Genomic DNA, 19,366 nt, shown 5'->3' with positions numbered 1-19,366 from the left:
TGTGGTGGTACAGCACGAAAGTGGGGGTGATCGACCTGAAGAATGAGTCGATCACCATGGGTAAAGGATGTTAAAAAGTGTTCACCATGTCTGCGAACACCTGTCTACCATGTCCCCGGACTGTACATCCCGCAAGGGGAGAGGGGCAGGGTGAGGGGAAAAACTACTCGTTAATCCTCGGATGCTGATCCACCAGCAGAGCACGCTTCGCCTGCAGCGTTTCGATTTCCTTATCCAGGTCCTCAATTTTCTGCTCGATATTGTCGTGATGCTCCTGCACGATTTCACGCGCTTCGGCAATATCAGACGCCGCAGGCGTCGCGCCTTTCAGCGGCTTATTGGCGGTCTCTTTCATGGTGATCGCGGTAATCAAGCCGATAATCGCCACCACCATCAGGTAGTAAGCCGGCATCATCAGATTTTGCGTACTTTCGACCAGCCATGCGGCAAGCGTTGGTGTCAGGCCGGCAATCAGCACCGAAATGTTAAAGGCGCTCGCCAGGGCGCTATAGCGGATGTGGGTCGGGAACATCGCCGGTAAGGTCGAGGCCATCACCCCAATAAAGAAGTTCAGCACCACCGCCAGCACCAGCAATCCGGCAAAAATCAGCCCAATGGCGCCGCTGTTAATCAGCATAAAGGCCGGGATAGCGAACGCGAACAGGCCAATACTGCCGAGGAAGACAAACGGGCGACGACCAAAACGGTCGCTCAGCAGGCCGATCATCGGCTGAACGAACAGCATCCCCACCATAATGGCGATGATGATCAGCACCCCGTGCTCTTCCGAGTAATGCAGGTTGTGGGACAGGTAGCTCGGCATGTAGGTCAGCAGCATGTAATAGGTCACGTTGGTTGAAATCACCAGACCAATACAGACCAGCAGACTGCGCCAGTGCTTAGTAGCAATCTCTTTGAACGAAACTTTTGGCCCTTCGGCCAGGCCTTCGCGATCGCCTTGCTCCATTTTCTCAACGTGCTGCTGGAATGCCGGGGTCTCTTCCAGCGCATGGCGCAGATAAAGCCCGATAATACCTAACGGCAACGCGAGGAAGAACGGAATACGCCAGCCCCAGTCGAGGAAGTTTTCTTCGCCAACGATAGCGGTAATCAGCACAACCACGCCCGCGCCGCAGACGAACCCGGCTATCGAACCGAAGTCCAGCCAGCTGCCCATAAAGCCGCGTTTACGGTCGGGAGAGTATTCGGCTACAAAAATAGATGCGCCGGTATATTCCCCGCCGACCGAGAAGCCCTGGGCCATTTTTGCCAACAGCAGCAGGATAGGTGCCCAGATGCCGATAGTGGCGTAAGACGGGATAAGCCCGATGGCAAACGTACTGAGCGACATGATGACAATGGTGATAGCCAGGATTTTCTGACGACCGTATTTATCCCCTAGCATCCCGAAGAACAGTCCACCTAGCGGGCGAATCAGGAAAGGAACAGAGAAGGTCCCCAGGGCGGCAATCATCTGCACGCTAGGGCTGGCGTCCGGGAAGAAGACTTTACCCAGAGCGTAAGCAACAAAACCGTAAACACCGAAATCAAACCATTCCATCGCGTTGCCCAGTGAAGCGGCAGTGATGGCTTTTTTCAGACGCGCATCGTCAATAATAGTGACGTCACTGACCTTGATCGGTCTGACTTTCTTTTTCCTTTTTAACATTCTTTATCCTCGTGTTTTCCTTGCGGGGGTAAAAATTCCCTCTGTAAGTGTAGTGCGCCGCGCAATAAGCGCTGGCGAAAACTGCAGCACTCAGATGAGGCGGCAATAAAGCGAAGTGAAAAGTAATAACCCATTGGAACTATGTGAAATGCAATGCTTAAACTAGTCTCATAAATTATGTGGCTAATACTTAGAACTGTGATCAATATCAAATTTTTTAACTAAAGTAAAATTTCGCTACGCCGAAATAACATGCATACCACCAAAGAATTAACATCTGGATAACCTCTCAAAGGGAGTTGCTATGTCCGCCCATGTGCCGGTCACCCAGCGTGAATACACGCTTGATGACGATACGACCCTGATGTCCACCACCGATCTGAAAAGTTACATTACGCACGCGAACGATACCTTCGTGCAGGTCAGTGGCTACTCGCTACATGAGCTAAGCGGCGCCGCGCACAACCTCGTGCGACATCCCGATATGCCCAAAGCGGCCTTTGCCGATATGTGGTTCACCCTGCAGCAGGGCGAGCCGTGGACGGGCATCGTGAAAAACCGCCGTAAAAACGGTGACCATTACTGGGTACGTGCCAATGCGGTGCCGGTTGTGCGCCACGGCAAAACCACCGGCTATATGTCTATTCGCACCAAAGCCTCGCCGGAAGAGATTGCCGCTGCGGAGCCGCTCTACAAGGCGCTGAACGAAGGCCGCAGCAACAAGACCGTCTATAAAGGCCTGGTGCTGCGTAAAGGGCTGTTCGGCAAGCTACCAACCATGTCACTGCGCTGGCGTATTCGCGGGTTAATGAGCGGTTTGTTTGTTCTGCTCATGGCCTCGGCGTTTGCCCTCGGGCAAAGCCCGCTGCAGATGTTAGCTATTGCGGCATTTACCGCCTTAGCTTGTGTATTACTGGAATGGCAAATTGCCCGTCCGCTGGAAAACGTGGCTCGCCAGGCGCTGGAAGTGGCTACCGGCAACAGCCACCGCGTGAAGCACCTCCAGCGCAGCGATGAAATCGGGGTGATCCTGCGCTCCATCGGCCAGCTTGGGCTGATGTGCCGCTGGCTTATCAACGACGTCAGCAGCCAGGTCGCGAACGTGCGCAGCGGCAGCGAGGCGATGGCTAAAGGGAATGACGATCTGAATGAACGTACCCGCCAGACGGTGGTTAACGTGCAGCAAACGGTGGCGACCATGAACCAGATGGCGGCGTCGGTGCAGACCAACTCGGAAACCGCCTCGGCGGCAGACAAACTTTCCAGCTCCGCCAGCGACGCGGCGGCGCAGGGCGGGCAGGCGATGGAAACCGTGGTCACCACCATGGACGACATTGCCGACAGCACCCAGCGCATCGGCTCCATCACCAGCCTGATTAACGACATCGCCTTCCAGACCAATATCCTGGCGCTTAACGCGGCGGTAGAGGCGGCTCGAGCCGGTGAGCAGGGCAAAGGGTTTGCCGTGGTGGCCGGGGAAGTGCGTAACCTGGCGCAGCGTAGCGCCAGTGCGGCCAACGATATCCGCAAGCTGATTGACGCCAGCGCCAGCAAGGTGCAGTCCGGCACGGTGCAGGTGCATGAGGCGGGGCGCACCATGCAGGATATTGTAGCTCAGGTGCAGAACGTCACTCAGCTTCTCGGGCAGATAAGCCACGCCACGTCAGAGCAGGCGGATGGCCTGGCGGACATTACCCGCGCGGTGGCAGAGCTGAACGCGATAACGCAGAAAAACGCTGCGCTGGTGGAAGAGAGCGCGCAGGTCTCGGCGATGGTGAAGCACCGCGCTACTCGCCTCCAGGATGCGGTCACGGTTCTGGGTTAAGGTGTTTCCGGCGGTTAGCCAGCGCTATCCGGCTGGCTCCGCTTATACAGGCGGCGAGGGTGACCAATCTTGCCGTACAGCATTTCGACGCTGAGAAAGCCTTTTTCCACGCAGTGTTCCAGGTAGCGGCGGGCGGTGGTTTTGCTGAGTTTGGTTTCGCTGACCACGTCGTCTACCGAGAAACAGCGCTGAGCTTCGGCTTCGCGAAACAGGCGCTGGACCAGCTCCAGCGTGTTCTCCTCGATACCTTTGCTGCCCGCATCCAGCGGGGCGTTGCGCGCCTGCAGCTCATAAAGCTTATCGACGTTCTGCTGATCCACCACTTTCCATTCGCGCTGCTGCTGGCTGAACTGCACGAAGCGCTCCAGTGAGTGGCTCAGGCGTTTCCACGAGACCGGCTTGAGGATGTAGTCAAACGCGCCGCTGCGAATCGCCTGGCTGCAGGTGTCCATATCGCTGGCGGCGGTAATGAAGATCACCGAGCAGGCGTGCTGTTTTAAAAGGTCGCTGCCAAACAGCGTGATGCCTTTCCCGTCCGGCAGATAGTTATCCAGCAGGATAAGCTGCGGCTGCTTTTCCAGCATCAGGCGCTGGGCGGCCGCCAGGCTGTTGGCTATTCCCACCAGGTGCAGGTGGGGATGCTTATCAATCAGCTCCGCGTGAAGTTCGGCCAGTTCGCTCTCATCCTCCACGATAAGCACGTTAATCATTTCATTTTGCATACTCAAAAGCCTTACGTTGGGCTGAGGTCGCTCCCCGGAACGACAACATCTGGAATAAATACTGAGAACACGGTGCCGCTCGGCAGGTTATCGGAAACCTCCACCGTGCCCTTCGCCAGCGCGACGTAGCTGGCGATCAGGTGCAGGCCGAGCCCGTGGTCGCCGTGGGTTTTGGTGGTGACGCCCGGCGTGAAAATATGGTCACGCAGTTCATGCGCAATGCCGACGCCGTGGTCGGCCACCTCGATGACCAGCTCCCGGTCGTTTATCACGATATAGACTTCCACCGGCTGGTGCTCGCCTTCGGCGCGCTGGGTGGCCTCGATGGCGTTATCCAGCAGGTTACCAATAATCGAAATCAGCTCGGATTCCGGCACGTTGCTCGGCATTCTCGTCATGCTGCAGGCCGGATCGAACGCCAGCGACACGCCTTTCTCACGCGCTCTGGCGTATTTGCCCAACAGCAGGCCGCACAGCGTGGCGGAACAGAAGCGTGCGGAGACAAAATCCAGCACTTCCTGGGCGTGCTCGGACTGCGCTTTGATATAGCGTTTGGCGTCATCGTAGCGGGCCATGTGCAGCAGCCCGGCGAGCGTTGCCATGCGGTTAAGCTGCTCGTGCCGCATGATGCGTAGGTTGTCCACGTAGCGTTTCACCTGGCTGAGCTGGAAGCTCAGGCTATCAATATCTTTGCGGTCGCGGAAGGTGATCACCCAGCCCTGCAGCACGCCCTCAAGCTCGATACGAACCCGGCTGGCAAGCACGCTGAGATCGTTAAAGGCGCAGATTTCATCGTGGGTATCTCGCGCCAGCATGACTTCAGGAGCGAAGAACGTCACCGGCTGGATCACCTCGGCAATCTGCTTGCCGCGGATCTCGCGTGAAGGCTGTTCCAGGCCCAGCAGTTTCTTCGCCGCCTTGTTGATCACCTCGATCTGCGAGCGGCTGTCGATGGCGATCACGCCTTCGTAGATCGACTCCATCATCGCTTTTTGCTGGCGCACCAGCAGGCTGATCTGCCGCGGCTCCAGCGAGAACATCTGCCTTTTGATACTGCGGGTGAAGTACCAGGAAAAGATAAACAGCGCCAGCAGCAAAATGATCGCCGCCAGCAGGATGTTGATCACCTTGCCGGACGTGACGTCATCGAGGTAGCTCTTCAGGTAGCCCACCGACACAATGCCAATCACCTTGCCGTGCTGGTCGAAGATTGGGGCTTTGCTGCGCAGCGACAGGCCGAGGCCGCCTTTGCGCAGCGTGGTGATGCTTTTGCCCTGCAGCACTTCCTCGTTATCGCCGCCGACCAGCGTTTTGCCCACGCGGTCGGCATGCACGGAATGATAGAGATGAATGCCGTGCTCGTCGCCGATGACGATAAAGCTGGCATCGCTATGCACGACCAGCTTTTGCATAAAGTTGTGTATTGCCGGAATATCTTTTTTTTCCACCGACTCCTGCAGGGTAGGAATTAAGGCAATCTCTTCCGCCTGAATTCTCGCCCGGGTGCTCATTTCCTGATAAAGCTGCCGGCCAACGTCGAAATAGTAATAGGTTCCGAGCATGGCAAAGAGCACGGAAAAAAAGGCAACCAGGTAGATAAACAAGCGTATCTGAAAGGAAACTTTCATAGGCCAGGCGTGTATTCAGTGAGGCAAAATGGCAGCTTAACACCGATGCCCCGCTGGCTGCGCGGCTTTGAACGAAAGTTTGAACAACCTCACGCAACGGCACTTTTCGTTAATTTCAGCCAATTTTTTTGCACTCTCTTAAGGTTTGTCTAAGCCGGGAATAAAAACCATAAAAACCACGAAGAAATAAAAACCATTAACGCCATAGATGCCTTTAAATTAACGGTTTTAATCTGCTACCCCTCACATTACAGGGGTATTTAATCTTTTAGTCTGCCCCGACAAATTAAAAAAAGGGGCTTGATATGAGCACGACCGATGATTCCTACAACATCATTCCTGAATCCATTGATATTAATAAGCCGACGCTCAAAGAGCGCTGGTGGCATATTCTCGACAGCTGGAAAGTGGGGATTATCCCGCTGCCGCTGTTTGTGCTGGCAGGGGCGCTGATCGCCATCGACTGCCTCGGCGGTAAACTGCCGAGCGATATCGTGGTGATGGTGGCGACGCTGGCCTTCTTCGGCTTTGCCTGCGGCGAATTTGGTAAACGCCTGCCGGTGATCGGCAAAATGGGTGCCGCCGCCATCTGCGCCACCTTCATCCCTTCCGCGCTGGTGTACTACGGCCTGCTGCCGGACGTGGTGGTGGAGTCCACCACCAAATTCTATAAATCCACCAACATCCTTTACCTCTACATCTGCTGCATCATCGTCGGCAGCATCATGAGCATGAACCGCACCACGTTAATTCAGGGCTTCCTGCGTATTTTCTTCCCGATGCTGTGTGGCGAAGTCGTGGGCATGATTGTTGGCATGGGCGTTGGTCTGGCGCTGGGCCTTGAGCCGTTCCAGATCTTCTTCTTCCTGATCCTGCCGATCATGGCCGGGGGCGTTGGGGAAGGGGCGATCCCGCTTTCCATCGGCTACGCCACGCTGCTGCATATGGATCAGGGCGTGGCGCTGGGCCGCATTCTGCCTATCGTGATGCTGGGCAGCCTGACGGCGATCGTTATCTCCGGCTGCCTGAATCAGCTGGGAAAACGCTTCCCGCACCTGACCGGCGAAGGTGAACTGATGCCGGGTAAAACCAACGGCGGTGAAAAAGAGCAAACCGCCGCCCTGTTCAACGGCAAAGCAGATGTGACCACTATCGCTTCCGGCGCGCTGCTGGCGGTGCTGCTCTACATGGTGGGTATGCTGCTGCACAAACTGATTGGCCTGCCGGCTCCGGTCGGGATGCTGTTTGTCGCGGTGCTGATCAAACTTTGCCACGGCGTTTCCCCACGCATGCTGGCGGGCTCGCAGGTGGTTTATAAATTCTTCCAGACCGCCGTGACCTATCCAATTCTGTTTGCCGTGGGCGTCGCCATTACGCCTTGGAATGAGCTGGTTGACGCTTTCACTATTACCAACCTGCTGGTCATTGTCAGTACCGTCAGCGCGCTGGTGGCGACCGGTTTCTTCGTCGGTAAAAAAATCGGTATGCATCCCATCGACGTGGCCATTGTGTCCTGTTGCCAGAGCGGGCAGGGCGGGACCGGCGACGTCGCCATTCTGACCGCCGGTAACCGCATGTCGCTGATGCCGTTCGCCCAGATTGCAACCCGCATTGGCGGGGCGATCAACGTCTCGGTGGCGCTGCTGGTGCTTGGCAACTTTCTTGTCTGACTTTTGATTAACCAGGAACTGTTATGAAACTCGCAAGTTATGTACTTCAGGGCCAGCGGAGCTACGGCGTGGTAACGCCGGAAGGCATCGTTGACCTGGGCCGCCGTTTAGGCTCGCGTTTTGCGGATTTAAAGGCTTTGCTGGCGGCAGACGCGGTGCATGAAGCGCTGGCGTTTGCCGGGCTGAAGGCCGATGTGGCGGCGTCAGACGTTCGCTGGCTGCCGGTCATCGAACGCCCGGAGAAAATTCTCTGCGTCGGCATGAACTACGCTGACAAGCGCAAAGAGTTCGACCAGCACAATCCGGCTCCAACCCTGTTTGTGCGCTTTGCAGACTCCCAGACCGGGCATGACTCCCCGGTGGTGAAACCGCATCACTCCAGCGAGTTCGACTATGAAGGCGAGCTGGCGGTGATCATCGGCAAAGGTGGGGTGAACATTTCTGCGGCGGATGCCCTGAACCACGTCGCGGGCTACAGCTGCTATATGGACGGGTCGGCGCGCGACTGGCAGCACACCTGGTTTACCGCCGGGAAAAACTGGCCACAGACCGGGGCTTTTGGCCCGTGGATGACCACGTCGGATGAAATTCGCGATCCGCACGATCTGGCGATCCGCACCTGGCTGAACGGGCGCATGGTACAGGAAGACAACACCAGCAGCATGATCCACAAGGTTGCCGAGCTTATCGAATACATCTCGACTTTTACCTCGCTCAGCGCGGGGGACGTGATCATCACCGGTTCTCCCGGTGGCGTCGGCAAAAAGCGCACGCCGCCGCTGTTCATGCAGCCGGGCGACCGCATTGAAGTTGAAATTGAGCGCATTGGCCATCTCAGCAACGTGATCGTTGCGGCCCGCGAGCCTCTGGCTTCCGGGGCGGTGGCGCACTAACGCTATGTTCCAGCCCAACCCCATCGAGTTCAGTACCGTCGATCCGCTGCGCCAGCCGCAGGCGCTGGCCGCTATCCGGGATCTGCTGGGGCGGAACCAGCTCGGGCTTGACGGCGACATTCAGCTGTTCGTCGTCGCCCTTTCAGGGGCAAAAATCGTCGGCTGTGCCGGGCTGGCGTGGCGCACCATCAAATGTGTGGCGGTGGATGAAGCCTGGCGTGGGGAGAACCTTAGCGTGCGTTTGCTGGGGGAAATCCAGCATATCGCGATGGAGCGCGGGCAGGCGCATTTGTTCCTGTTCACCCGCCCCTACAACCTCGACCGGTTTCGCCAGAGCGGCTTCTGGCCGCTGGTGCAGGTGGATGAGGCGGCGGTGCTGATGGAAAACACGCCCGTCGGCATCAGCCGCTACTGCGCCGGGTTGGAGAAACTACGGCAACCGGGCAACCGGATCGGCGCCATTGTGATGAACGCTAACCCGTTCACTCTCGGCCACCGCTATCTGGCCGAGCAGGCGGCGCAGCGCTGCGACTGGCTGCATCTGTTTGTGGTACGCGAGGACGCTTCATTTTTTCCGTTCGAGGAGCGGTGGGAGATGGTTCGCCAGGGAGTGGCCCACTTGCCTAACGTGATTGTGCATCCGGGGTCCGACTACCTGATCTCCCGCGCCACCTTTCCGGGCTATTTCCTGAAAGAGAGCGGGCTTATCGACAAAACCTGGAGCGCAATGGATCTGATGATTTTCCGTGACTACGTTGCCCCGGCGCTGGGCGTGACGCACCGCTTTGTCGGCAACGAACCGTTCTGCGCGGTGACCCGGGAATACAACCAGGCCATGCGCTACTGGCTGGAAGTGCACCGCCACCACAGCGCGGCGTCGATTCAGGTGATCGAGCTGCCGCGAAAATGCCATGCCGCCGGACGAGAGATTTCCGCCTCTGAAGTGCGAGCCTTACTCAAGAGCCAGCAAATGGCCCGCATCCGGGACATTGTCCCGGACAGTACCTTTAGCCATCTCCAGCGGCACTACGCGCGGGATGTGGCCTGAATTTTTTAACCAGGACAAAGCCTTATGAGAATCGTAAAGCAAGCCTTAGCCGGGACGCTGGAGTCCAGCGATCTGCTGGTGAGAGTCGCCCCCGCCGAAGGTGAGTTCAGCCTGATGATACACAGCGAAGTACAAAAGCAGTTCGGGGAGCAAATTCGTCGTGTGGCGGAGCAGACGCTCTCTCAGCTCGGTGTGAAAGAGGGGATTTTTATTCTGGAAGACAAGGGGGCACTGGACTGCGTGATCCGCGCCCGTTTGCAAAGCGCGGTGCTCCGTGCCGCCGATGCCGAACAGATTGACTGGGAAAAACTACAATGAAAAAACTCCGTCGCAGCATGTTGTTCCTCCCCGGCGCTAACGCCGCCATGCTCTCCACCGCTTTTATTTACCGCCCGGATTCGATCATGTTCGACCTGGAAGACGCCGTGGCGCTGCGTGAGAAAGACACCGCCCGCGTGCTGGTGTTTCACGCTCTGCAGCACCCGATGTACCGCGACATCGAAACCGTGGTTCGTATTAACCCGCTTAACACCCCGTTTGGCCTGGCCGATCTCGAGGCCGTCGTGCGCGCCGGAGTGGACGTGGTGCGCCTGCCAAAAACCGACACGCCGGAAGATATCTTCCTGCTGGAATCTCACCTCGAGCGCATTGAGCGTGAGTGTGGCCGAGAGCCAGGCTCCACCAAACTGATGGCGGCGATTGAATCCGCCGTCGGCGTGATCAACGCCGTCGCCATCGCACGTTCTTCCCCTCGTCTGATTGGTATTGCGCTGGCGGCGTTTGATTACGTGATGGATATGCAAACCGAGCGTGGCGACGGCACGGAGCTGTTCTATGCCCGCTGCGCGGTGCTGCATGCCGCGCGCGCCGCCGGGATTGACGCGTTCGACGTGGTTTGGTCTGACGTGAATAACGAGGCCGGGTTCCTGCGGGAAGTCGAGCTAATCCGCAAAATGGGCTTCAACGGTAAATCGCTGATCAACCCCCGGCAGATTGAGCTGCTGCATAACGCCTACGCGCCAACTCAGGACGAAGTCGATTATGCCCGCCGGGTGATTGCCGCCGCCGACGAAGGGGAGCGCAACGGCCTGGGCGTAGTGTCGCTCAACGGCAAGATGATCGACGCGCCAATCATTAACCATGCGCAGGTGGTGCTTGAGCGCGCCGCGGCTTCCGGCGTGCGCCGTTAAGGACAAAACAATGAGCAATATGACCGAACTTTTACACCTTGAGTATCCGCATCTGGCCCATCTGCGAAGCTTCGAAGGGGCGCATCAAACTACGCCGTGGCTGGCGGATGCCGAAGCGAAGAAAACCCGTAAGCTTTGCGACACGCTGGAGCAGGCGATTGCCCAAAGCGGGCTGAAGGACGGCATGACCATCTCCTTCCACCATGCTTTCCGGGAAGGCGATCGGGTGATTAATCACGTGGTTGCCACGCTGGCTCGCCTTGGATTTAAAGATCTGACGCTGGCCTCAAGTTCGCTGATGACCTGCAACGAAGCGCTGATTGAGCCCATTCGTAACGGTGTGATCACCCGCATTTACACCTCCGGGATGCGCGGCAAGCTGGCGGAAGCGATCTCTCATGGCCTGATGGCCGAGCCGGTACAAATCCACTCCCACGGCGGGCGCGTGAAGCTGCTGCAGGACGGCGAGCTAAAAATCGACGTGGCATTTCTCGGCGTGCCGTGCAGCGACGAATACGGCAATGCCAACGGCACCCACGGTAAATCCTGCTGCGGCTCGCTGGGCTATGCCAAAGTAGACGCCCATTTTGCCCGCAAAGTCGTGCTGTTAACCGAAGAGCTGGTGCCGTTCCCCAATATGCCCGCGAGCCTGATGCAGGATGAGGTGGACTACATCGTTCAGGTCGACACCGTGGGCGATCCGGCCAAAATCAGCGTCGGGGCTGCACGTGTCACCAGCAACCCCCGCGAGCTGATGATTGCCCGCACCGCAGCGGAAGTGATTGAACATTCGGGCTACTTCCGCCCCGGCTTCTCCATGCAGACCGGCTCCGGCGCGGCGGCGACCGCCTGCACGCGCTTTATGGAAGAAAAAATGGAGCGTAATGGCGTCGTCGCTCGCTTTGCCCTCGGGGGGATCACCGGCAGCCTGGTGGATCTCCATGAGAAAGGGCTGATCGAAAAACTGCTCGACACCCAGTGTTTTGACGGCCAGGCCGCCGCCTCTCTGGCGCGTAACCCGAACCACGTTGAGATCTCCACCAACGTTTATGCCAATCCCGGAGCGAAGGCCACGAGCTGCGATCAGCTTGATGTGGTGATCCTCAGCGCGCTGGAGATCGATATCGACTTTAACGTCAATGTGATCACCGGATCTGACGGCGTTATGCGCGGCGCATCCGGCGGACACTGCGACGTGGCGAGCGCGGCAAACCTGACTATCGTGGTTGCTCCGCTGCTGCGCACGCGCATTCCTACCGTTGTTAAAAGGGTGACCACGCGCGTTACGCCAGGTGAAAGCATTGATGTGCTGGTGACGGATCACGGCGTGGCGGTTAATCCGGCCCGGCCGGAGATCCGTGAACGGCTTGAGGGTGCGGGGATGAAGATCGTGAGCATAGAAGATCTTTACCAGCGCGCTATTTCCCTGACCGGCGAGCCGAAGCCGATCGAATTTACGCCGCACATCGTCGGCGTGATCCGCTACCGCGACGGCAGCGTGATCGACGTGGTGCGTCAGGTCAAAGAGGAGTCAGCCCAATGAGTGAAACGCTTGTGGAAGCGGAAGGCGTTACCCTTACAGCCCTGCTTGAGGCGAAAGAGCGGCGGGCGCACCGGCAGCAAGAGTGGCTGGTTAAGTACCGGCAGCCGGTGCTTTCCCTGACGCTGGTGACGCCCGGCCAGGTAAAGGACAGCATTCGCTACCGCAACTGCATGGCGGTAGCGCTGCAGGCCTGCGACCAGCTGCTGTGGGGCAACCGCTGGCCGGTGCTCGAGCGGCAGGTACTGTGGCTGCCGACCGGGGCCGAAGCGATGTGGAGCGTGGCGCATTCGGCCAGCGAACTTAAGGCGGCAACTGTCGGGCTGGAGCAAACCCATCCGCTCGGCAGGCTGTGGGATGCGGATGTGATTTGCCCCGACAATGGCCCGGTCGGGCGGACTTCGCTGGATTTGGCGGGCCGGCTCTGCCTGGTGTGCAACGAGCCCGCGCATGCCTGTGCACGCTCCCGCCGCCACCCCATGGATGAAGTGACCGCGCGCGTCGAGAGGCTGATAGATGGCTGGTTTGCCAGGGATTAAATCAAATACTGCCGCCGCCCCGGATGTGCCAGCCCTGGCGCGGCAGGCGCTGCTGGACGAGGTGTGGCTAACGCCAAAGCCGGGGCTGGTGGATGCCGCCAACAACGGCTCGCACCGGGACATGGATCTGCCGATGTTTCTCGGCAGCATTGCGGCCATTGGCCCCTGGTTCAGCACGTTCCACGCTTTAGGACGTGAACATGCCGGGCGAGGTGCCAGTGAGATGCTGCGGCTCATCCGTCCGGCGGGCATCGCCTGCGAACAGGCGATGTATAAGGCCACTCAGGGCGTGAATACGCACAAAGGTGGCGTGTTTTCGCTGGGGCTGCTTTCTACCGCCGCTGGCCGTCTGCAGGGGCAGGACAAAGCGCTAACTGCATCGGCGGTGTGTTCCACCGTGAGCGAGATCTGCAGCGGGATTGTGGAAAGAGAACTGGTCGCGGCCCGGAAGGCTTCTTCCGTTGGCGAAAGGCTTTATCAGCAGTTTGGCCTGACCGGCGCACGCGGCGAGGCGGAAAGCGGATTCCTTACTGTGCGCCAGCACGTGCTGCCTTACTGGCAGGCGGAAAGCTGCCCGAAGCGCCGTCTGCTTGCGGCGATGTTGCGTCTGATGGCTGCTAACCCAGACACCAATCTTGTGTCGCGCGGCGGGCTAAACGGACTGCGCTATGTGCAGCGTTACGCTGCGCGCCTGATTCAGCAAGGCTGGCACGAGGACGATCTTCGGCAAATGGATGCCGATCTTATTGCCCGCAACCTCAGTCCCGGCGGGAGCGCGGATCTGCTGGCCGTCAGCGCTGTTTTAGCGGAAATTGCGGTGTGAAGGCAACGCAGCACGAATTTCATGCTAATAAGACCCGTTTTTGTCTAGTCTGAGGTTTTCACTCTTGATAATAAAAGGAGTAACTCATGGCTCAGACCGCAGAGAAAAACCGTCGCTTTGTGCTGGCGAAGCGCCCGCAGGGGATGCCGACCCGCGAAGATATCCATCTGGAAGAAGTGGCTGTTCCGACGCCGGGAAAAGGTGAAGTGCTGCTACGCACGCTTTTCCTCTCCCTCGACCCGTATATGCGCGGGCGCATGAGCGACGCCAAATCCTACTCGGCGCCGATTGCCATCGGTGAAGTTATTGTGGGGGGAACCGTCAGCCGCGTGGAAAGCTCTCGGCATCCTGATTACCAGCCGGGCGACCTTGTTCTGGCCGACTCTGGCTGGCAGGATTATTCACTTTCCAACGGGGAAGGCCTGCAGAAGCTGGAGAAAAACATGTCTCATCCTTCCTGGGCGCTGGGACTGCTTGGCATGCCGGGCTTTACCGGCTATATGGGGCTGACGGACATCGGTAACCCGCAGCCGGGTGAAACCGTGGTGGTTGCGGCAGCCAGCGGCGCGGTGGGTTCGGTTGTAGGGCAAACGGCTCGCCTTCGCGGGGCGAGAGTTATCGGCATTGCCGGCGGGGAAGATAAGTGCCGCTATGTGAAGGACACGCTGAAGTTTGATGAGTGCCTCGATCATCGTGCCAGTGATTTCGCTGAACAGCTCGCCAAAGCCTGCCCGAACGGCATCGACGTCTACTTTGAAAACGTCGGCGGGGCGGTGTTTGACGCCGTCTTCCCGCTGCTGAATACCAAAGCGCGTATCCCGGTTTGTGGCATGATCAGCCAGTACAACGGCAACAACAGCGCCTTTGAGCACGATCGTCTGCCGGAGCTAATGGCTACTATCCTGAAAAAACGTATGCGCGTGGAAGGGTTTATCATCAGCCAGGATTACGGCCATCGTTACCCGGAATTCTACAAGCAGATGAGCGAGTGGATCGCCGCCGGAGAGATTGAGTTCCGCGAGGATATCGTGGACGGGCTGGAAAACACCGTGGAGGCGTTCCAGGGGCTGCTGGCCGGGAAGAACTTCGGCAAGCTGATTGTGAAGGTGGCGGAATAAGATTGACCCTCACCCCGGCTCTCTCCCTGGAAGGGAGAGAGGGGGATCAAACGTTTTTTGTATGAATTCCCTCTCCCCCGTGGGAGAGGGTTAGGGTGTGGGGAAGCCACGCTCCCTTAAATGAGAATTTTTTTTATTTCCCTGCTGTACTTGCTAAATGGCGGCGGACGTGAGAGATTAGCACCCGGTTTGGAACACAGACCTTATGAAAGCAGTTTTAGTAAAGCAGTCCTCAGTTCAAGCGCTATCTTAGATATCCCTTCTTCTCGAGTCTCCTCCTAAGTGCCCGAATAAGTCCAACTCTGCTGAACAGACCATGTTCGCCGCGTTTAGTGGCTCAAGAAACTGAAAAGGTAATATCTATGTCTAACAAAATGACTGGTTTAGTAAAATGGTTCAACGCTGAGAAAGGTTTCGGCTTCATCTCTCCTACCGATGGCAGCAAAGATGTATTCGTACACTTCTCTGCAATCCAGAGCGACAGCTTCAAAACCCTCGACGAAGGCCAGAAAGTTGAGTTCTCTATCGAGAACGGCGCTAAAGGCCCAGCTGCTGCTAACGTTGTTGCGCTGTAATCCAGCCTGACGTTTCAGAAGTGAAGAAACCCGCTACGGCGGGTTTTTTTGTGCCCGCAGTTTGTAGATGTCTGATATCTTTTGCTCTCTCCTGCCTAATGTTGTGTGTTAAATTGTGATTTTGGTTAACCAATTATCCCTTCATGATTGACACGCTTGCCGAATTGGCCGAACTTAGACGCTATATCACGCACCTAAAGAGGTGCTTAATCATCAGTGTTTACTGGTCAACCAATTTGAGTTGTGGGGTGGATATTATGAAGCAAACCTGGCGCTGGTATGGTCCAAACGATCCGGTTAGTCTGGCCGACGCCCGGCAGGCGGGGGCGACAGGGATCGTCACCGCGCTGCACCATATTCCGAACGGTGAAGTGTGGCCGGTCGAAGAGATACTGAAACGCAAAGCCGTGGTGGAGGCCGCCGGGCTGGTCTGGTCGGTGGTGGAAAGCGTGCCTATCCACGAAGAGATCAAAACCCATCGCGGGCAGTACGATTTGTGGATCGACAATTACTGCCAAAGTCTGCGTAACCTGGCGGAATGCGGCATCTACACCGTGTGCTACAACTTCATGCCGGTGCTGGACTGGACGCGCACCGATCTCGAATACCCGCTGCCGGACGGTTCCAAAGCGCTGCGCTTTGACCAAATCGAATTCGCCGCGTTTGAGCTGCATATTCTGAAGCGCAAAGGGGCTGAAGCTGACTACAGCGCGGAAGAAATCGAACAGGCAAACCGACGCTTCGCGGAAATGCGCGAGGATGAAAAAGCGCGGCTGACTCGCAACATCATCGCTGGCCTTCCTGGCGCAGAAGAAGGCTACACGCTCGACCAGTTCCGCGCCCAACTGGACACCTACCAGGATATCGATAAAGCGAAACTTCGCGAAAACTTTGCCTACTTCCTTGAGGCAATTATCCCGGTTGCGGAGCAGGTTGGCATCAAAATGGCGGTTCACCCGGACGATCCTCCGCGTCCCATCCTTGGCCTGCCGCGCATTGTTTCAACTGTGGAGGATATGCAGTGGATGGTGGAGGCGGTGAACAGTCCGGCGAATGGCTTCACGATGTGTACCGGCTCTTACGGCGTGCGGGCCGATAACGACCTGGTCGGCATGATTAAACGCTTTGGGCCTCGTATCTACTTCACGCACCTGCGCTCAACGCTGCGGGAAGAAAACCCTAAAACCTTCCACGAGGCCGCACACCTTTATGGTGACGTGGATATGTATGAAGTGGTGAAAGCCATTGTGGAAGAGGAGCAGCGCCGGAAAGAAGCAGGGCAAAGTGAACTGATTCCGATGCGCCCGGATCACGGCCATCAAATGCTGGATGACCTGAATAAAAAGGTGAATCCAGGCTATTCGGCGATTGGCCGCCTGAAAGGGTTGGCCGAAGTGCGTGGCGTTGAGATGGCTATCCAGCGCGCGTTCTTTGGTAAATAGCCCTCACTGGGCCAGGGAATGGGTCAACCAGTTATGCTATAGTCCGGCTCATTCCCTACCTGCCGTGAGTAAAGATGAAACCGCAAATCCAGGACAAACCTGCCGCGCAGCCGCAGCGGCCTTATCAGGAAGTGGGTGTGATGCTGCGCGACATGATTGCGCGGCAGCAATATGCCCTGGGGGATCGTCTTCCGCCCGAGCGTGAAATCGCGGCGCTGCTGTCGGTGAGCCGGACCGTGGTGCGTGAAGCGCTGATCATGCTGGAGATTGAAGGGCTGGTGGAAGTCCGCCGTGGGGCGGGTATTTTTGTGGTTGCCATGCCGGATAAACTTGTTAACCCTCCCGTTAGCACGAGCCAGTGCAACGATGCCGGGCCGTTTGAGCTATTGCAGGCGCGCCAGCTGCTGGAAAGCAATATCGCGGAGTTTGCCGCCCAGCAGGCCACACGGGAAGATATTCTCAAAATGCGTCAGGCCTTGCAGGTAGAAGAGCAGGAACTGGCTGCCGGGGATAACGAAAGCGGCGACAGGCAGTTCCATCTTGCCGTGGCCGAGGCCACCCACAACAGCATGCTGGTGGAATTGTTTAAACAATCCTGGCAGTGGCGTGAAAACAACCCGATGTGGATCCAGCTGCACAGCCATCTGGAAAACAACCACTATCGGCAAGAGTGGCTCGCCGACCATAAACAAATTCTTGCGGCGCTGATCAAGAAAGACGCCAAAGCGGCCAAACACGCGATGTGGCAGCACCTGGAAAACGTCAAAAACCGGCTGCTGGAACTGTCCGACGTCGATGATATTAACTTCGACGGATATTTGTTCGAGTCCTGGCCGCTGAACGAGCCTGGGCGTTAACCCGGGCTTATTTCACACGAACTGCCGCTGCAGCAGCTCGCCGCTTTGCTGTAAATCCTGCTGCGGGTTGCGGCCTATCAGCACATATTCATACCCCTTACTGCGCCACCAGACCAGGTTAAGGCCGCGGCGGACTTCGTGCTTCAGCGTAGGGCTGTCGGCTGCCTTGCTGCGGGAAATACACAGCGCCATCGGCCCGTAGCTGGCGTGCAGGTAGGCCATCTGCGCGATGGAGATGCTGTCGTAGCGCAGCATCCTCACGCTTTTTAGCTCGGCTTCCGGCAGCTCAACTTCACCTTGCTGCAGCCTGAGGCCGATATCCTGCTGCATACGGTTCAGGCCGTTTTGCAGCGCCTGAGGCGTGACGTTGATGTCCGCCAGCGTTTCGGCGCTGTAAAGCGACATGTACTGCGCAATCAGGTCGCGAATTTCTGGCTCGCCGCTAAGTTTTTGCTCGCCGGGGCGAATAAAGCGCCCGGCCAGCACGCCGACGGCGAGGAAGCTGAGGGCGGCGGCGATCAGGCTGCGGCGGCTAACGCCTTGTGTTTGCGGCTTCATGTTCATCGGCTGATGCAGCAGCACGTTGAGTTTGGCCTGCATTCTATCGACTGGCGCTTCTTCCAAAAGTGGGGCAAAAGCCTGTTCCAGCGGCAGATGGCTTTGCATGAGCGGCTCAACGCGCGCGGCCAGATCGGCGTCGTTATTCAACTGCTGCTCAAAGACGTGGCGTTCATCCTCGCGCATTTCGCCGTCCAGCCAGGCCACGATAGCCTCATCGCTCCACGGAGCGGAGAAGGATTGACGCGTCATTGGAGCTCCTTCTTCATCGTCGGCATCAGGTGCCTGGCCAGCGTCAGACGCGCGGCGGCCAGGCGGCTCATCACGGTGCCAATGGGAATGGCCAGCGTGTCGGCTGCTTCCTGATAGGTAAAGCCCTCGACATACACTAAAAACACGGTATTGCGCTGGGCTTCAGGCAGCTCGCTAACCTGCTGCAGCAGCGCGTGATACTGGTGCTTGTCTTCGGTATTTTCGCTGTCTGCCAGCTGGCTCAGTTCGTCGATGTCGACAAAGCCCTGGCCCTGGCGAACGCGCAGGGCGCGAATTTCGTTGATCCAGATAGAGTACAAAATCGCAAACAGCCAGCGGTCTATCCGCGTCCCGGACTGAAACTGACTGCAGCGCTCTAAAGCGCGCACGCAGGTGGACTGAACCAAATCTTCAGCCACATCACGATTGCGGGACAGCACCATGCCGTAACGCCAGAGGCGAGCAAGGTGCTGGGCCAGCTGTAAACGAACTTCGTTGACGGTGATTTTTATGCCCTCAGCCTTAGGACTCTGGGTGCCCGTCAATGGCGGCTTTTAAATCGCGATACTCCTCGCAGCCGGTTCCGCAGAGCGTTTTAATGGTCGCTAACTGGGCTTTCGCCAGGTCAGGGCGGCCCTTAATCATCCACGCTTCGCCAAGATATTCGCGCACTTTGGCATAGTGCGGATCCAGGGCGATGGAGCGCTGATAATAGCCGATTCCTTCGTCGGTGCGCCCCAGTTTTCTTGTGGCGTAGCCCCGGTAGTTCCAGGCTTCACGCGTGTTGGGCTGCTGCAGGGTATCCAGCAGGTTTAACGCCTCCTGATACCGGCATGATTTTGCCAGATGGTAAGCATATTGCGTCTTGTCGCTGTCGCTTAACATGCTGCTCTTTTCCACGGTACAGGTTTTGGTTTTGCTGTCGTACACCTGGCCTTTCGGGCAGTCCGGCGTTTTGGCATCATCGTCGCCCATGGCGCTGGCGGTGGCGGAGTAGAAAAGTCCGCTGGTCACGAG

The 19,366-nt window shown here is 57.6% G+C and carries 19 protein-coding genes; 13 read left to right on the top strand and 6 right to left on the bottom strand.

The genetic code is table 11. The features are described from left to right. Positions 1-163: 163 nt before the first annotated feature. Positions 164-1,669, bottom strand: coding sequence for a glycine betaine/L-proline transporter ProP (gene proP, locus WFK85_RS12900; protein ID WP_008460508.1), 1,506 nt, complete (start codon positions 1,667-1,669; stop codon positions 164-166). 304 nt (positions 1,670-1,973) lie between these two features. Between proP and WFK85_RS12895 the strand changes: the two genes are divergently transcribed. Further along, the gene (locus tag WFK85_RS12895; protein WP_166993392.1) at positions 1,974-3,494 is read left to right on the top strand and encodes a methyl-accepting chemotaxis protein; all 1,521 of its coding nucleotides are present in this window, start codon (positions 1,974-1,976) and stop codon (positions 3,492-3,494) included. Between the two features lie 14 nt (positions 3,495-3,508). On the opposite strand, the gene WFK85_RS12890 is transcribed toward WFK85_RS12895, so the two are convergent. Continuing rightward, entirely contained in the window at positions 3,509-4,216 is a 708-nt protein-coding gene (locus WFK85_RS12890; RefSeq protein ID WP_008460511.1) for a response regulator, read from the bottom strand. Positions 4,217-4,227: 11 nt separating this feature from the next. After that, positions 4,228-5,844, bottom strand: coding sequence for a sensor histidine kinase (locus WFK85_RS12885; protein ID WP_336707672.1), 1,617 nt, complete (start codon positions 5,842-5,844; stop codon positions 4,228-4,230). Positions 5,845-6,149: 305 nt separating this feature from the next. Between WFK85_RS12885 and WFK85_RS12880 the strand changes: the two genes are divergently transcribed. From WFK85_RS12880 to uxuR, 12 genes are all read left to right on the top strand, one after another. Beyond that, positions 6,150-7,514: a 2-hydroxycarboxylate transporter family protein gene (locus tag WFK85_RS12880; protein WP_008460515.1), complete on the top strand. Its 1,365-nt coding sequence runs from the start codon at positions 6,150-6,152 to the stop codon at positions 7,512-7,514. A gap of 23 nt (positions 7,515-7,537) precedes the next feature. Next, positions 7,538-8,407 carry a fumarylacetoacetate hydrolase family protein gene (locus tag WFK85_RS12875; RefSeq protein ID WP_008460517.1) on the top strand — a complete coding sequence of 290 codons (870 nt, stop codon included), beginning with the start codon at positions 7,538-7,540 and terminating at the stop codon, positions 8,405-8,407. Positions 8,408-8,411: 4 nt separating this feature from the next. Beyond that, positions 8,412-9,455 carry a [citrate (pro-3S)-lyase] ligase gene (citC, locus tag WFK85_RS12870; RefSeq protein WP_336707675.1) on the top strand — a complete coding sequence of 348 codons (1,044 nt, stop codon included), beginning with the start codon at positions 8,412-8,414 and terminating at the stop codon, positions 9,453-9,455. A gap of 24 nt (positions 9,456-9,479) precedes the next feature. Continuing rightward, positions 9,480-9,773, top strand: coding sequence for a citrate lyase acyl carrier protein (gene citD / locus WFK85_RS12865; RefSeq protein ID WP_336707677.1), 294 nt, complete (start codon positions 9,480-9,482; stop codon positions 9,771-9,773). Then, positions 9,770-10,645, top strand: a complete 876-nt coding sequence (citE, locus tag WFK85_RS12860) for a citrate (pro-3S)-lyase subunit beta (protein WP_008460523.1) — start codon at positions 9,770-9,772, stop codon at positions 10,643-10,645. Before citD ends, citE begins: the two co-directional genes overlap by 4 nt. A gap of 10 nt (positions 10,646-10,655) precedes the next feature. Beyond that, positions 10,656-12,188: a citrate lyase subunit alpha gene (citF, locus tag WFK85_RS12855; RefSeq protein ID WP_336707679.1), complete on the top strand. Its 1,533-nt coding sequence runs from the start codon at positions 10,656-10,658 to the stop codon at positions 12,186-12,188. Then, complete coding sequence (gene citX / locus WFK85_RS12850; protein ID WP_166993400.1) at positions 12,185-12,724, top strand: citrate lyase holo-[acyl-carrier protein] synthase; 540 nt, start codon at positions 12,185-12,187, stop codon at positions 12,722-12,724. Before citF ends, citX begins: the two co-directional genes overlap by 4 nt. After that, a complete protein-coding gene (gene citG, locus WFK85_RS12845) occupies positions 12,702-13,547 on the top strand; it encodes a triphosphoribosyl-dephospho-CoA synthase CitG (protein WP_166993402.1) in 846 nt (281 codons plus the stop codon). The genes citX and citG overlap by 23 nt, the downstream gene beginning before the upstream one ends. 86 nt (positions 13,548-13,633) lie before the next feature. Continuing rightward, complete coding sequence (locus tag WFK85_RS12840) at positions 13,634-14,665, top strand: NADP-dependent oxidoreductase (RefSeq protein WP_336707680.1); 1,032 nt, start codon at positions 13,634-13,636, stop codon at positions 14,663-14,665. A gap of 362 nt (positions 14,666-15,027) precedes the next feature. Next, the gene (gene cspE, locus WFK85_RS12835) at positions 15,028-15,240 is read left to right on the top strand and encodes a transcription antiterminator/RNA stability regulator CspE (RefSeq protein WP_008459989.1); all 213 of its coding nucleotides are present in this window, start codon (positions 15,028-15,030) and stop codon (positions 15,238-15,240) included. Positions 15,241-15,497: 257 nt separating this feature from the next. Further along, entirely contained in the window at positions 15,498-16,682 is a 1,185-nt protein-coding gene (gene uxuA / locus WFK85_RS12830) for a mannonate dehydratase (protein ID WP_336707681.1), read from the top strand. Between the two features lie 74 nt (positions 16,683-16,756). Then, the gene (gene uxuR, locus WFK85_RS12825) at positions 16,757-17,539 is read left to right on the top strand and encodes a Uxu operon transcriptional regulator (RefSeq protein ID WP_166993406.1); all 783 of its coding nucleotides are present in this window, start codon (positions 16,757-16,759) and stop codon (positions 17,537-17,539) included. Positions 17,540-17,551: 12 nt separating this feature from the next. On the opposite strand, the gene WFK85_RS12820 is transcribed toward uxuR, so the two are convergent. Genes WFK85_RS12820 through WFK85_RS12810 form a run of 3 tightly spaced genes read right to left on the bottom strand, consistent with a single transcriptional unit; the run spans position 17,552 to position 19,324 of the window. Beyond that, positions 17,552-18,349 carry an anti-sigma factor family protein gene (locus tag WFK85_RS12820; RefSeq protein ID WP_336707683.1) on the bottom strand — a complete coding sequence of 266 codons (798 nt, stop codon included), beginning with the start codon at positions 18,347-18,349 and terminating at the stop codon, positions 17,552-17,554. Next, a complete protein-coding gene (locus tag WFK85_RS12815) occupies positions 18,346-18,894 on the bottom strand; it encodes an RNA polymerase sigma factor (protein ID WP_336707685.1) in 549 nt (182 codons plus the stop codon). The genes WFK85_RS12820 and WFK85_RS12815 overlap by 4 nt, the downstream gene beginning before the upstream one ends. Then, on the bottom strand, positions 18,872-19,324 hold the full coding sequence (locus tag WFK85_RS12810) for a tetratricopeptide repeat protein (RefSeq protein WP_442892249.1): 453 nt from the start codon (positions 19,322-19,324) through the stop codon (positions 18,872-18,874). The genes WFK85_RS12815 and WFK85_RS12810 overlap by 23 nt, the downstream gene beginning before the upstream one ends. Between the last annotated feature and the right edge of the window lie 42 nt (positions 19,325-19,366).

This window comes from Cedecea sp. VD22 (genome assembly GCF_037150195.1).
In the GTDB taxonomy this organism is placed as follows: Bacteria; Pseudomonadota; Gammaproteobacteria; order Enterobacterales; family Enterobacteriaceae; genus Cedecea.
The sequence above is the reverse complement of the archived record's forward strand: the minus strand, read 5'-3'. Positions and strand labels throughout refer to the sequence as shown.